We start from the raw sequence: 14,653 nt of genomic DNA on the forward strand, positions 1-14,653 counted from the left end.
TCAATATAGAATTTGGCGTTTGCCAGCCGGGTTCTCTTCACAGCTTTCGTACATGGCCTTGAGTTCTGCGTCGACGTGTGAAATGCTCTCGGCGCTAGCAGGATACCTATCGTGGGTGATGATAATTTGAGCGGCCTTGTTATCAGGAAAGATCGGCAGCTTGAGCTCTCGATTGGAGTCTGGGCTGTTGAACACCTCGAGTGCGATGCAGAAGAAGTCGTCGATTTTAGCGTTGTCAAAGTATATACCCACAAGGGTTGCCGTATTGGTCATGTGGTACATTTAGATTTAGCAGACCCGAAAACTGATGTAGAAGTTCAGTAACGTGCCCTGTATCAATTTTGCGAAGGCTATCATTGGTGGCATTTGTGCGATAATTTGGGGTATCATCCTATACGATTATGGTCTAGTTCGTTTATCGTTGTTCGAGGATTTTTGCTGAGCTTATTAACTTTGTCTAACGAATCAAAAAGCGATCGAAGAGACCAATAAATTGGGATGTCGAAGCAGTGCTTTTCCCAATAGAAGTAGCTACGAGTCGGCCTCCAGAATTCGTCGAAATCAGCCAGTGAGTCTGGTAGCTCGTTAAGTTACTGTTGGCAGATCACGTGAGATACCGATTAGGTGATTATACGCGTCGTTAAGCTCACGTGTTAAGCGATACTGGTGCTCCAGGGTCGTAATCATCGTGCTAAGGTCGTCACGACTCAACTTAAGAATATTGGCTAGACGATATTTTGGATACTGCAAGCTATCTCTGATGGGAACGGGCTATAGGCCGATCTGAAATAGGATCATGCCATGCTCGATGTTTACATAACAACGGCCTGCTCATGTTCTGTACTCCGGTGATATCAGGCACACAGAATATGTTTTCGTACTCCTGTCTAATCCAAGTCGAGCATGTCCATCGGATGGTCAGCTTCGATACAACAACAAATCGGGATTCAGTCTCGCGTAAGTGAAATGCCGTTCGGCCGCGGCATCTCCGACATTGGATACCCCTTTTAGGGGTGTAGGCGCGGTTGTCATAAGCTGGTTCGGTATCCCGACAGAGTGAGTTACCCGATGACGGAGACAACGAGGGCGCTGGCAAAAGTCAGCGCAGGCTATCGTACGACCACTGTTTCAATTGGTGCCGGTTTGGTCACAGTTCTTGGTCGGGCGAGGGTGTCGCAAGCCGTTGGCCGACGCCTTAGCTGTCGCGTGAGCCGCGCATGTGGTCACTTTTCTACTGGCTGCTGGTATTTCTGGTCGGTTCAGGCTCGGTTGCCGCTGTAGCCAATCTGATGATGGCAGCCATGATAGCGCCGATTGCAATCCTGGGTACTGCGACGGCCGTGTTGTGTGACCTGTGGTCGGCCGGTGCGCAGCTGTTGATCCGTTTCACCGGGCCGGAATTGTGGTGCGTGTTAAGTGCGGTGCACTGACTGCCGGTTACCGTGGCAACCGTGCTCGTTCCGGTGGGTACGCCCGGTGTACTGGTGGTCGACGGTATCACCATACTGGCGGTGGCGGGGGACCTCGGGTAGTGATTGGTTCAGCCCTGGCGGTCGCCGTCGTGTGCGTGCCCGGTCGTTGTCAGGGGCTCCCCGGCTGGCGGACTCACTGCGGACTCGTCGGCTCATCGTGCCACCATCTACGGGGTGAGTAAGTTTTCGTCGTTGCACTTGATCCTGGGGGATGAGGAACTGTTGGTTGAGCGTGCCGTGGAGAAGGTGTGGCGGTCGGCGAAGCAGCGAACAGGAACCCAGGACGTCTTAGTGAACCGAATTAGGGCCGGTGACGTCGGCAGCTACGAGCTCGCCGAACTACTGAGCCCTTCATTGTTTGCCGACGAGCGGATCGTGGTGCTGGAGGACGCCGCCGAAGCGGGCAAGGAGGCCGCCGCGCTGATAGTGTCGGCTGCCGCCGACATCCCGCACGGCACGGTGCTGGTGGTGGTGCATTCGGGTGGTGGTCGAGCCAAGGCGCTGGCCAGCGAGCTGCAGTCACTGGGCGCCACGGTTCATCCCTGCGCGCGAATCACCAAGATCAGCCAGCGTATTGACTTCGTCCGCAAAGAATTTCGTTCGCTGCAGGTCAAGGTGGACGACGAGACGGTGACCGCTCTGCTGGACGCTGTTGGTTCCGATGTGCGCGAACTCGCGTCGGCTTGTTCGCAACTGGTAGCCGATACCGCCGGTGATATCGACACCGACGCGGTACGCTGTTATCACAGCGGCAAAGCGGAAGTGAAGGGCTTTGACATCGCCGACAAGGCAGTGGCCGGCGATGTCGCAGGGGCAACGGAAGTGCTGCGGTGGGCTATGATGCGTGGGGAACCATTGGTGGTGTTGGCTGATGCGTTGGCCGAAGCGGTGCATGCCATCGGCCGGGTCGGGCCATTGTCCGGTGACCCTTACCGCCTAGCGTCGCAGTTGGGAATGCCGTCCTGGCGGGTGCAAAAGGCGCAAAAACAGGCCCGGCGTTGGTCGCGCGACGCAGTGGCGGCTGCAATGAGTGTGGTCGCTGAGCTCAACGCCGACGTCAAAGGAGCCGCCGCGGACGCCGCCTATGCTCTAGAGTCCGCGGTCAGGAAAGTCGCTGAGCTGGCTAGCGTTGGCAGCCGATGAGTTGGCGGATAACCATAAGCTGCCCCGCATAGATCGGGTCAAATCCTGCTGAGGGTGCGAGCCAGAGCCGACTTCTTGTTGGCCGCTTGGTTCTTGTGGATCACACCTTTGCTGGCAGCCTTGTCCAACTTGCGGCTGGTCAACACCAGCAGTTCGGCGGCCTTCTCTTTTTCGCCGGCGTGAGCAGCCTCGCGGAAGGCGTGGATCGCGGTACGAAGTGACGACTTCACCGACTTGTTGCGCAGTCTGGCGCGCTCGTTAGTGCGGTTGCGCTTCTGTTGCGACTTAATGTTGGCCACGTGTTAAGTTCCTTTGTCGGTTAAACTCGGGCGCCCTGCTGCCAGACGATAATTGCCCAAGCTAGCAGTTGGCTATGCTTTTCCCAAAAGCATAGCCAACTGCTGTTGGCACGGCGCACTGGCGGCAGCGTGCCTCGGGTAAGTCTTGAAAAGACTTAGGTCGCGGTCTCGCTGTCGGACCTTTGCCCGGTCGAAGCGCATTTTTGGTGAGAACAACACTTCGGACATCTTCATCGATGGCATTTAATCATTTATGAGATGTTCACGGCCTGTACAAGGGTGTCTACGCTGAGCTGGCGCCGTCGGATACGTATGGGCTGAATACCCGCGCCAAAGCGTTGGCGCGGGTATTCATTGGCCACGGCATCACGTTTTCGATGTCGGGTCAGGAGCGGCCCTTTCCGTTAGATTTGGTGCTGCGGGTGATCTCGGCCTCCGAATGGAGCCTGGTATCATCGGGCGTATCAACGCCCTTGAGATTTACCTCGACGACATCTATGGCGATCAGGAAATCCTGCGTGGCGGCATCATTTCGTGCTGTTTGATGACCTTATGCGAGCATTGTCACCACCAGGCGATCGGGTTATTGTCCTGCCCAACGGCATGCGCATCCACGTCGCAGGCGTCAACACTTGATCCGCCAAGACCATGGCAACGTCTGGGTGCTCGAAGAGAATTCTGTGCTCAATGTCTAAGATATTATATGTTCGTTCGGAGTATTATACATCATGGAGAACTGGCGCACCAGAGCGATGGAGAACTGGCGCACCAGAGCGCGAGTCTTCCCGAATTTTTCGCCACCTATTGTGTGCGAGCGGTTAACGACTATGCCTCGTGCCTGTTGCGGCTGCTGCGTAACTTAGTTGCCACCAATGGGGCAGATCTGACGGTGGTCGTGTTGACTCTGGGCGTGGCTAACGCTGCTTATTTCGAGCATTCGCTGCTGGTCTGCCAGATGGGTGTTGAGTTGGTCGAAGATTATGACCTGTTCTGTCGTGACAACCAGGCATATATGCAAGTACATATGCGTGCCATCGGGGAAGAGAGTCGGGTCGATGTCCTTTACCGGCGTATCGATGACGCTTTTCTAGACCCGTTGCAGTTCCGTGTTGACTCAGTACTAGGGCTGGACGGGTTGGTTAACGCCGCGCACGAGCAACGTCGTTATCTCGAGTGTGATCGGCAACGGCGTCAACGACAACAAACTCGTGTGTACCTACGTGCTGACCATGATCGAGTATTTTTCTGAGAAAAGCTGTTGTTGGCAAACGTCGATACCTCGTGTTGCTGGCTGGATGACGAACGCGAGGAAGGAAGTGCTCGACCGGATCCACGAATTAGTTCTTAAGCCGGTCGAGATGCCCGGCGGTTATGGAATCGTTTTTGGTCCCTATGACTCCGCGCAAGAGTTCGCCGCGGCCAATATAAAGATTTGCGACGATCCCTGCAGTTGGATCGTGCAACCGGTGATGGAACCCTCCACTGTGTTGACCCAGATCAAAAGTATACTGACGTCTCGTTACGTTGACCTGATATCGTTCACAGTCAACGATGGCAACGACGCATGGGTGTTGCCGGATGGGCTTACTCATGTTGTGCTGGTCGAAGGTTCGCGGGTGGTCAACTCCAGTTAGGATGGTGGTTCCCAGAACACCTGGGTGCTATCACCGCGTGCATCGGATGGCGCGCGTGGACTGGGCGCTGCCGAAATCGTGAATTTGTTGCCGCAGCCGTTGCCCAACTCAGCGCTCGACGAATCGCTGTGACCGAAACGGCAGCCACAGCAACCGCAACAGCAGACAACGGTGCCATGATATTCGCCCGCAATACCGAGGCGTTCTATATGGATCGGTTGCTGCATTGAACGCGCTGACGATACCGTGCGCATTCTAGACGTTGCTGTGCACCAATTGCTGAAGGATTCCAGCGTCGATCCAGGCCATGCCTCGAAGACGCTGCTGTTGGTGCTTAGAATCGAGTCCCCAGACCACGAATTAGATATCTGGCAGCTGACCGATCTGGTGGCGTTCAGCACCAATGCCTAGGGTGGTGCTTCGATTGTCGACGCTATCTCGGCGGTGTGGGGAAATGCAAAATCGGCAAGGGAAATGGCATCCAACGAGACCTGGGAGTGTCTAAACACTACCTACCATGTTGTCGTCGAACGCGAGCATGCTGCCAACATCCTTGGACCACATGAATTTCTGTGATTTATCGAGGGTCAGGCGGCGATGTTCGTCGGCTTGACTGACTCGACACTTTCGCGTGACGATGGATACCGCTTCAGGCTGCTGGGCGGCGCTATCGAGCGGGTCGACATGACGATGTGGTTGTTACTGACCCGGGCAGGCGATAGCGCATCGTTGCTGGCATAGGTGATGTTGCTGCGCTCGGCGGGTGCGCATGACACCTATCTATGCACCTACCGCAGTGTGTTGGAAACGTGGCCCGGGTGGTCGAATTCATGCTGCTCGACCCGCTGTTTCCACACTCGGTTTTCTACTCGCTGAAGCTGGCCGAACGCAATCTCGATGAACTGTTCCACAATCCACAGAACCACGTTAGCGTCACAGTGCAAGCGCAACGGGTACTCGGACAGGACCACAACGAACTGAAATTCATGCAACCAGGTGTGCTGTTGGAGACACTGGACAGCCGTTCGGCTAGCCTGCCGAACACTTGTCGTGACGTCGGAGAAGCTTTGGTGTTGCAGTACTTGCACGCAACACCGTGGGTGGCGTGGTCGGAATGCCTGCCACCGGGGGCGGTTGATCGGCAAGCAGGGGAAAGTCTGATGTGGCGGATGCAAGGTGGTACATACCCACGGATACGTTTACGAATCATCGACGACCGCCTCCTTCAACGAAGTCCGGCTGACGCCGCGATTTAACACAGCAAACGGTTATTCTCAACCGTGTCGAAACCATTCCGGTCACCCGGTCCCACCGACTACATCGATTACTGGGGTACCGCAATGGCAGCGTTCGACCTGCACGCGCCGCACACCGAGCTGACGGTGATGTCCTCCCCAGTTGTCGAGACCGAACGCCCTGAGTCCACCGGTCGGTCAGGCTACCTGGACTGACCTGCGGTCGACGGCCGTGATGAACCGATTTGACGAAGTTCTGCGGTTCACCGCATACGCTCCGGTAAATAATCGTGTAACGGCCGTGGACAAGCGGATCGCCAAGAATCGCTAACCTCGAGAAGCCGTCGTTGCCGCAGCTCGGTGGGTGTGCAGTAGCTGGACTACGTCCCAAGAATCACCGGTGTGGTGCACTCATCCAGGCTGGACGCACTACGCCAGAGCAGGGGCGTCTGTCAGGATTTCGCGCATCTGACGTTGATTGTGTTGCTCAGCATGGGTATTCCCGGGCGTTATGTGTCAGGATATCTGCATACCAGACGTGACGCGGTCACCGGAAAGACAATTGACGGACGCAGTCACGCCTGGATGGACGGATGGTGGAATTATGATCCCACCAATGACGCTGAAATCACCGAACAGTACGTAAGTGTAGGTGTGGGGCGCAACTACGCCGACGTGGCCCCTTGAAGAAGATCTACTCCGGGTTGAGGCAACAAATCTTAAGGTGGTCGTGGAGGTCACTTGACTGGCTTAACTGGTGATCCGTACTGGGCCAGCCCGTGCGCAGAGGCCCAAGATCTTACCGTCAATGAATGGACGATTTGTCGGCGCAAAGAACCAACAATGCAGGCACAATCAAAGCACTATGGAATCGGCTGATGCCCGGTCTTGGATTGGACTGCATGGGGTTGCTGTTCGGCAAACTTGCCGTTGGCGTCGCGCTGGTAGGTGTGATCTCATGGCCCTACGGTCCGATAGCCAAGGTTACGATGTACGTCCGCGCTGAACCGATCGCGGTGCAAGTCATCGCCACAAGTAGGTGTGCGTCCTCGGTGCCGTTGGCGCTCTACGTGGCCCTGGCCTGTACCTGTTTACGTCAGCTAGGCGTGGCCTTGTCTGCCGCTGTGATCGCGCTGAACTGGCATTATACCGACTGTCGGTGCGTTGGGTCTGCTGGTCGCCAGTATGGCGGCGCCCAGCCGGATACGAGGTCTCATGCCCGGACCGCTGGCGTGGACCAGACTGGCGATCGCCGCCGTAACAACCCTGGTATTGGTCTGGCTGAAGTTGGGTATGATACTGCCGATCACACGCGCCTCGGCGCTGGTCTGGCTAGTGGCGGTCGGCGCGCTAGGGCTGCGCGACGACCTCAATTCGGTGTAGGTCACCTCGCCAAGCTGGATTTGCCCACAGAACTTGGACGTCCCCAGCGCTCGCCATTGTTCTTACTGCCCCGACACATAGTGCGTCATGACCAGGAGGCTCACGCCCGCACGCGCCGCGGTTGCTGCCGCTTGCTCGACCGACGAATGATAGTCGTAGAATGTCCTTTGCGGAACACGGCTGATGATGTCTTTGCGGATTACGGTGTGCACCAATGTGCTGACCCCGGGGCTAGCTCGTCCAGGCTGGCGTAAGGAACTGTGTCTCCGTCCAGCACCACCAAGGTCGGTCCAGATTCGGTCCGGAATCCGATCGTCGGCGCCACTAGCCGGTGATCCGTGAGGGCTACCCGGATCAATATGCCGTTGCAGTTCCACACTGAACCTTCGGCGTATTTGTGCACTTCGACTGATGGCGGCGCATTCAGGTCAGCGTGATGGGCGATCCGGTAGCTGATATCGTGAACGAACGCCTTCAACGTCGCCGTAACCGTCTCGGCGGTGACCGGCGGTTCGATGATCAGCAGCAACGGGGGATTCGGCGCGGTTCGGGTCGGGAAATAGGACTTTCGGTGCTGAGTAGCGTGATCTCGATCATGACCCCATCCTGGCAAGCTAAATAAGCGTGCAGCAGTGCAATCCGTTCATTTGGTCGGTGAGCAAGGGGTCTGGCCCTCTACAGGTGGGTGAGATGCTGGCCATCGATCTGAATATTCGAACGTTATTGGCGATGTGTTGTTCCGTTGGCTTTCCCGCCAGCCGTGTTAGTCTCAGCTTAGAGCGAAGCAAATCATAACCTTCGGCTGGAAGCTTCGATGCGGATCGCAGACATCTTGCGGAGCAAGGGCACGGCGGTGGTGACGATTAATCTCAACGCGGCTGTTTGGGAATTGCTCGCCAGCCTCGCCGAGTAAAATATTGGCGCAATAGTGGATAACGGTAGTCGGCCTCATGTCGGAGGGTGACATTGTTACGCTAGTTCCATACGTATGGCTCCAGTGTGCTGTCTTGCCTGATCTCCAAGATCATGACCACTGTGGTCGCCAACTGCAGAAAATCTGACCGGTCGGCAGCATCAGTGTGCTGATGACCAACAGCCGAGTCCTCCATGCGCCAGTGCTAGACGTAGAAAAGCTGATCGACATTGTCAGCATTTATGCTGTTGTGAAGACGTAAATGGAAGAACCCGAGGTCGAGCAACAGCTGTAGTCCTCCATCACTCAAGAGGTTAATTCCGTGGCCCAGTGCCAGGAGTGGTCGGAACGCAGCCGGGCGGCTATGGACATTGAAGATCGCCTCGGTTCAGGATCGCGTCCTCGCGGCGAGTACTTTCTTCTGGTATGTCTAGCGCCCGGTCTAGCCGGACTTAGCTTTCCCTAGCCTTTGTAATCCCAATTGTCAGAGCTGAGGCCCACTCAATCGCGGTGCTACGTGGCATTCTTGGCTGGACACCATCAGCCCCAATAGTGTGCTATGGGCTTGACCCATGATAAGGACTGGCCGGTCTTGGTCATGGGTTGGATCGTCCTCGAAAACCACCTAACTCTACACGATCTCTCCAGGACCACCCCGACTTGTCAAGGTCAAGGGCGTAGGCCAGTTTACGGACTCGCTGCGCGGTGGGGACACTAGCTCTTGTCACTGACCGGCCGGCGGTATCGCATTCACGGTGACTTTGACCGCTTGTTGGAGTTCGCGCAGTGCTGCTTGCGAATTCTGCACGTGACGGACGAGGTACGGAGTTCGGTTTAATACCACTTTCGCGTTGAGCCGTTGCAGTCTTCCACTGTGACTTCCGGGCCAACGCCATACTCGCAGCGTAGACGCGAAAAGTCCGGCGAGATTGTGCGCTTCAGTGTGTCTCGGTCACCTTGCATGGATACGCTGGACGTATCGGCAAACCGCCGCTCGAGCATTTTCTAGCAACCGCAGCCCAGGAGATTCCCATCAACAGCTTCGTCGACAAGACCTTCACTGCGCCGGCGCAGATTCGGAACTTCTGCATTATCGCTCATATTGATCACGGCAAATCCACACTGGCGGACCGAATGCTTCAACTCACTGGTGTCGTCGATGAGCGGTTGATGCGTGCTCAATACTTGGACCGGATGGATATCGAACGTGAGCGCGGGATCACGATTAAGGCGCAGAACGTCCGGCTGCCTTGGAGCATTACAGCGGGTGGGGCGACTGAAAATTATGTGCTGCACTTGATCGACACACCTGGCCACGTGGACTTTACCTACGAGGTGTCGAGAGCGTTGGAGGCTTGTGAGGGCGCGGTGCTGCTGGTCGACGCGGCCCAAGGCATCGAAGCTCAGACCCTGGCTAATCTGTACCTCGCGCTGGACCGTGATCTGACGATTATTCCGGTTCTCAACAAAATCGACCTGCCAGCTGCCGATCCGGACCGCTACGCCGTTGAGATCGCGCACAGCATTGGTTGCGAGCCAGGCGATGTGCTTCGGGTGTCAGGCAAAACCGGCGAAGGGGTTTCCGAACTTCTTGACGAGGTGGTCCGTCGGGTGCCTCACCCGCAAGGTAATGCTGATGCGCCTACCCGCGCAATGATCTTCGACTCCGTTTACGACATTTACCGCGGTGTGGTCACCTATGTTCGTGTGGTCGACGGCAAGATCAGTCCGCGTGAGCGCATCGCAATGATGTCCACCGGCGCGACGCACGAACTGCTCGAGGTCGGCATTGTGTCGCCCGAACCGAAGGCCAGCGAGGGCCTGGGTGTGGGCGAGGTGGGCTACCTGATTACTGGGGTTAAGGACGTCCGCCAGTCCAAGGTCGGTGACACCGTGACGACAGCCTGCCATGGTGCCACCGAAGCGTTAACTGGTTATCGCGAACCCAAGCCCATGGTCTACTCGGGGCTTTATCCCGTCGATGGTTCGGATTACCCGAATCTGCGCGACGCCTTAGATAAGCTAAAATTAAACGACGCGGCGTTAACTTACGAGCCGGAAACGTCGGTGGCGCTGGGCTTTGGGTATAGGTGCGGCTTTTTCGGTTTGCTGCATATGGAGATTACCCGCGAACGCCTAGAGCGCGAATTTGACCTGGATCTGATCTCCACATCGCCCAATGTCGTGTACCGTGTGGTGAAAGAAGACAACACCAAGGTCGTAGTGACCAACCCGTCGGACTGGCCTGAGGGCAAAATTCGAGCGGCGTACGAGCCTGTAGTGAAGACTACTATCATCGCACCCCGCGAGTTCATAGGCACGATCATGGAGCTGTGCCAGTCGCGCCGTGGCGAATTGGGTGGTATGGACTACCTGTCGCCTGAGCGAGTCGAGCTGCGCTACACTATGCCGCTCGGGGAAATCATCTTCGACTTCTTCGACTCGCTGAAGTCGTGCACCCGAGGTTACGCCAGCCTCGACTATGAGGAGGCTGGCGAGCAGCAGGCTCAGCTTGTCAAGGTCGATATCCTGCTGCAAGGCGAAGCCGTCGACGCATTTAGCGCGATTGTACACAAGGATTCAGCCTTCGCTTATGGCAACAAGATGACCACCAAGCTCAAGAACCTGATACCGCGTCAACAGTTTGAAGTACCGGTGCAGGCGGCTATCGGATCGAAAGTTATTGCGCGCGAAAACATTCGGGCAATCCGCAAGGATGTGCTGTCGAAGTGTTATGGCGGCGATATTACCCGTAAACGCAAACTTCTGGAAAAGCAGAAAGAAGGCAAGAAGCGGATGAAAACCATCGGCCGAGTCGAGGTGCCGCAAGACGCGTTCGTCGCTGCATTGTCCACCGATACTGTAGGAGACAAAGGCAAGAAGTAACCGGCTCGACTACACATTGCCGGTCTCAAGCATCAATAAGATTGTCCTGTAAGCATATTCGACGCCTAGAGTGCGCATCACCTGCTATATAGGTGCATTCGCAGGTTGGAACATCCCCGAGCTGTCAGCTTCCTCCTCGGCGCGTATCACGTGGACCACTGCGTTGATCAACGCCAGATGGGTGAACGCCTGCGGGAAGTTACCCAGGTGTCGCCCGGTTCGCGGTTCGATTTCCTCGGCGTAAAGGTGCAGGGGGCTCGCGTAAGCCAGCAATCGCTCGCACAGCCGTTTGGCGCGAGTCACCTCACCGATCTCCACCAGTGCTGACACCAACCAGAACGAGCAGATGGTGAACGTGCCTTCTTCGCCGGATAATCCGTCGTCGGTCTCGGCAGCCCGGTACCGCAGCACCAGACCCTCTTCGGTGAGTTCGTTGGCGATGGCCAGCACGGTGTTACGCACGCGCGGGTCGTCGGGTGGCAGGAATCGGGTCAGCACCACCAGCAACAGCGAGGCATCTAGCGCGTCGCTGCCATACCGCTGGGTGAACACGCCGCGGGAGTCCACCCCATGTTCGATAATGTCGGCCCTGATTTCCTCGGCAATGGTCCGCCACTGCTGAGCGTAGCTCTTTTCGCCTTGCCGTTCAGCCAGCTTGGCCCCGCGGTCTAGTGCTACCCAACACATCACCTTCGACGACGTGAAGTGCTGTGGCTCGCCGCGGACTTCCCAAATTCCGCGGTCGGGCTCGCGCCAGTGCGCGATCGCTTCCTCCACCTGTCTTTTCAATACCGGCCACAATGTTTCCGGGATCTGCTCGCGCGACTTGGCGTGCAGGTAGAACGAGTCCAGAATCGAGCCCCAGATGTCGTGCTGGACTTGGTCGTAGGCGCCGTTGCCGATTCGCACCGGCTGCGCGTGGTCGTAGCCGGACAGATGGTGCAGTTCGTCTTCCACCAGGCTGCGTTCACCACCCACCCCGTACATCACCTGCAGCGGATGACGTTGGTTGCTATTAGCACCGGACACATCGGCGATGAACGCGAAAAAGTCGTCGGCTTCGCGGTCGAGTCCCAGCGTGTAAAGCCCCCACAAGGCGAACGTTGAATCGCGCACCCAGGCATAGCGGTAGTCCCAGTTGCGTTCACCTCGTGGTGTTTCCGGAAGGGACGTAGTGCTGGCCGCCAGCAGCGCGCCGGTGGGAGAATACGTCAACCCTTTGAGTGTCAGCGCGCTGCGTTGCAGATATGCTCGCCACGGATGGTCGGGGAAGTTACCGATGTTGATCCACTGTCGCCAGCACTCGGTGGTTTGCCACATTTTGTCGGCGGCTTCACCATAGCTCTGCGGTGCTGGATGTTTAGTCCAGCTCAGCGCAACAAACACGTCGTCTCCCTCTTTCATCCGGGTGCGTGCCCGTGCTTCCCGGCCCTCCAACCCGATCCGCAGATTAGTGGTGAGCCGCAGCGTCGGGTGGACGTCAGGTTGTTTGCTGGCACGTGCGATAGCTTCGCTGTAGGCATTGGTCGAATATTCCCACGCGGTGCCGACGCGGTGGTAGTCGAACGCCGGCTCGCAGCTCATCATCAGCTCGACGGTGCCACTTACGCAGCGCACAGTGCGCAGCAGGATGTGCTCGGCATCCCAGTCCATCGGGGTGCGGCGATGCGTGCGTGATCGACGCTCGATATCATGCCACGGCCCCATCACCAGCGCGTCTCGCACGATCAGCCATCCAGTGTGGGTCTGCCACGTGGTTTCCATGATCAGACTGCCGGGCAAATAACGGCGAGCCGACGGCACCGAAACGCCATAGGGGCCCAGCCGGAAATGGCCGGCGCTGCGGTCCAGGATCGCGCCAAACACGCTTGGGGAATCAGGCCGGGGCAAGCATAGCCATTCCACCGAACCGGCCGGCGAGATCAGACAAGTCGTTTCCCAGTCGGACAGAAATGCATAGTCGGCGATCGGCGGAAACGGGTTGCGCAGTGCACCGCTGGAAGCAGATAGCGCCGGTGAACTGAAATTAAAGGGCGCAAGCTTAGCGGTGTCGGCTGTGATAAACGCTCGAGCCGCAGCTGCCTCGTCGTCGGCCTCGGCTGGCCGGTCGGTGGGTTTGGCGTGCAGGACCATATCGACATCATCATCTGTCGACCTGCCCGGCGTCTATTGTTTACCGTTTGCCCAACGTTTACCGCTTATCCGAGGTGTAGGGCCCTACCCGGTGTGCCCTAGCGTGCTGAGGCACGTGTTCGGGTAACGGGCCAAGCTACGATCAGGCAGCTGACGCACCGTTGCAATGTCAGTGTTCGGCTTACCAACCGCATGCTTCACAGTGGTCCTTGAACACCGCTGCCCACCGCGATAGTGATGATGTTGGCAAGATCATCCGTTGTGCAGCCTGCAGGATCGCCGCCGGAATCCGGTGACGGAGCCGATTCGGCTGCACGTCAAGCAGCTTCACGTCGTCGAAGGACGTCTACGTGCCAACGTGGTCGACGATCCAGTGCGCCATACTAACCAGCGCGTCTCGCGACGCGTCAATGCCCTGTGCCCGTAGCTAGGAGTTGATTACCTTTGGAATGATGTAGGCGATCTACATAATAGTCTTCGTTGTCAATCGTGATCGCCGCGTGACTGGCGTACAGTGCAGCACGCAGGCAGGTCTGGACGGGTCGTTGGGCCGGCGAGGCAATCGGAACCACCACACGTTACGTAAGTGCGCAGAAGTTACACGGTGTCAGCGCCATTGCTGAGTGTAGGGTTTATGAGCGGCCATCGCATGCCATCGTCAATTCGGCGTGGATTTCTTTGGTTTCACTGCTCTGATCACGATAAGTGACTAAGTAACGTCTACGATTCAGTTCAGATGCTCACCGTCGTGCACCACGCCGGTTACCTCGGTCTTGTACATCAGCCGGAATGTGGGCTCCGCCTCGGCAGCAGCAGCGAGCATCTCCTGAAAAGATCGTTTGCAGAAGGTTCCACTACGGAACCAGGTGTGATGTGTTGATGTGCGCTGGGCAAGCGGCTCAGATCCAGATTCACCGACTTGCCCTGTATCTCCATCCGGACAGTGTTGATGTTGCGGTGCGGAATCTGCGCGAATGCGGCCCCAAATCGAGTTTGTCAAGCAGCCGCTTGATACTCACGTGCAGGGTATCCCCACGGAAGTCACGCAGAAAGGCGGCGTATTTTTCCATCGTGGTGACTTTAAATATGCCGGCGCGGACCAAGCCTCATGCCCGTCGGTCCACCGTCTACAACGAGGCACGTCGTTTTGTCGAATGGGGGAGGCGCGGGAAGCAGTGTGTGACCTTGACACAGTAGGTTGATGGTTCGGATACGACAGGTGGGATAGAAGGCAAGTAAGATTTAGTATAAGCCCAGTGAACCGATTCCTGAATTGGTGGGACAGCATCGAACTGTGGCTGTCCGGGCTCGCCTTTGTATTACAGGCCGTGTTGGTGATGCCGGTTGTGCTCGCGTTGGCCTACGGCACGGCATTAGTGCTGGACATCGCGTTTGACAAGGGCATCCAGTTGATGCGTCGTGCCCGCCAGGCTGGCTCGGCGCGCGGGTAACCCGAATGCCTCGGTCACATGTGACGTTGGTGCTAGTCACACTCATGATGCTGGTGATAGTGGCGTGGCTGTTGACACGCTGAGTAATGTAAACTTGCTGACGT

At 57.0% G+C, this 14,653-nt stretch carries 7 protein-coding genes and 8 pseudogenes; 10 read left to right on the forward strand and 5 right to left on the reverse strand.

Annotated elements, in window-relative coordinates; genetic code table 11:
- Complete coding sequence (locus tag MUBE_RS00090) at positions 1-273, reverse strand: hypothetical protein (RefSeq protein WP_133297000.1); 273 nt, start codon at positions 271-273, stop codon at positions 1-3.
- Positions 274-1,123: 850 nt separating this feature from the next.
- On the opposite strand from MUBE_RS00090, the pseudogene MUBE_RS20680 reads away from it, so the two are divergent.
- Positions 1,124-1,496, forward strand: a pseudogene (locus MUBE_RS20680) (ComEC/Rec2 family competence protein); the annotation flags it as partial.
- Between the two features lie 150 nt (positions 1,497-1,646).
- Positions 1,647-2,615, forward strand: coding sequence for a DNA polymerase III subunit delta (gene holA, locus MUBE_RS00100; RefSeq protein WP_279386640.1), 969 nt, complete (start codon positions 1,647-1,649; stop codon positions 2,613-2,615).
- A 38-nt stretch (positions 2,616-2,653) separates the two neighbouring features.
- Here holA and rpsT read toward each other — a convergent pair whose 3' ends face one another.
- Positions 2,654-2,914: a 30S ribosomal protein S20 gene (rpsT, locus tag MUBE_RS00105; RefSeq protein ID WP_116539006.1), complete on the reverse strand. Its 261-nt coding sequence runs from the start codon at positions 2,912-2,914 to the stop codon at positions 2,654-2,656.
- Between the two features lie 439 nt (positions 2,915-3,353).
- Between rpsT and MUBE_RS00110 the strand changes: the two are divergent.
- The 4 genes and pseudogenes from MUBE_RS00110 (at position 3,354) to MUBE_RS16500 (ending at position 7,166) form a co-directional block, all read left to right on the forward strand.
- A pseudogene (locus MUBE_RS00110) lies at positions 3,354-4,548 on the forward strand (circularly permuted type 2 ATP-grasp protein).
- 179 nt (positions 4,549-4,727) lie between these two features.
- A pseudogene (locus tag MUBE_RS00115) lies at positions 4,728-5,709 on the forward strand (alpha-E domain-containing protein).
- Positions 5,709-6,528: pseudogene (locus MUBE_RS00120) on the forward strand (transglutaminase family protein). Before MUBE_RS00115 ends, MUBE_RS00120 begins: the two co-directional pseudogenes overlap by 1 nt.
- Positions 6,529-6,998: 470 nt before the next feature.
- Positions 6,999-7,166 carry a hypothetical protein gene (locus MUBE_RS16500; RefSeq protein WP_243632706.1) on the forward strand — a complete coding sequence of 56 codons (168 nt, stop codon included), beginning with the start codon at positions 6,999-7,001 and terminating at the stop codon, positions 7,164-7,166.
- Here MUBE_RS16500 and MUBE_RS16505 read toward each other — a convergent pair.
- Positions 7,134-7,707: pseudogene (locus tag MUBE_RS16505) on the reverse strand (MBL fold metallo-hydrolase); the annotation flags it as partial. The gene MUBE_RS16500 and the pseudogene MUBE_RS16505 overlap by 33 nt on opposite strands.
- Before the next feature lie 273 nt (positions 7,708-7,980).
- Between MUBE_RS16505 and MUBE_RS00135 the strand changes: the two are divergent.
- Positions 7,981-8,341 (forward strand): annotated as a pseudogene (locus MUBE_RS00135) (CBS domain-containing protein).
- Positions 8,342-8,385: 44 nt separating this feature from the next.
- Here MUBE_RS00135 and MUBE_RS16510 read toward each other — a convergent pair.
- A pseudogene (locus tag MUBE_RS16510) lies at positions 8,386-8,975 on the reverse strand (type II toxin-antitoxin system PemK/MazF family toxin).
- Positions 8,976-9,040: 65 nt separating this feature from the next.
- Here MUBE_RS16510 and lepA point away from each other — a divergent pair.
- A pseudogene (gene lepA, locus MUBE_RS00145) lies at positions 9,041-10,965 on the forward strand (translation elongation factor 4).
- Positions 10,966-11,049: 84 nt separating this feature from the next.
- Here the strand turns inward: lepA and MUBE_RS00150 are convergent.
- Complete coding sequence (locus tag MUBE_RS00150; protein ID WP_116539008.1) at positions 11,050-13,098, reverse strand: glycoside hydrolase family 15 protein; 2,049 nt, start codon at positions 13,096-13,098, stop codon at positions 11,050-11,052.
- 292 nt (positions 13,099-13,390) lie between these two features.
- Here MUBE_RS00150 and MUBE_RS18755 point away from each other — a divergent pair, with 292 nt between their 5' ends.
- The gene (locus MUBE_RS18755) at positions 13,391-13,525 is read left to right on the forward strand and encodes a hypothetical protein (protein ID WP_279386641.1); all 135 of its coding nucleotides are present in this window, start codon (positions 13,391-13,393) and stop codon (positions 13,523-13,525) included.
- An 820-nt stretch (positions 13,526-14,345) separates the two neighbouring features.
- Complete coding sequence (locus tag MUBE_RS00155; RefSeq protein ID WP_116539009.1) at positions 14,346-14,549, forward strand: hypothetical protein; 204 nt, start codon at positions 14,346-14,348, stop codon at positions 14,547-14,549.
- Positions 14,550-14,653: the final 104 nt, after the last annotated feature.

Source organism: Mycobacterium uberis (genome assembly GCF_003408705.1).
Taxonomy (GTDB): Bacteria; Actinomycetota; Actinomycetes; order Mycobacteriales; family Mycobacteriaceae; genus Mycobacterium; species Mycobacterium uberis.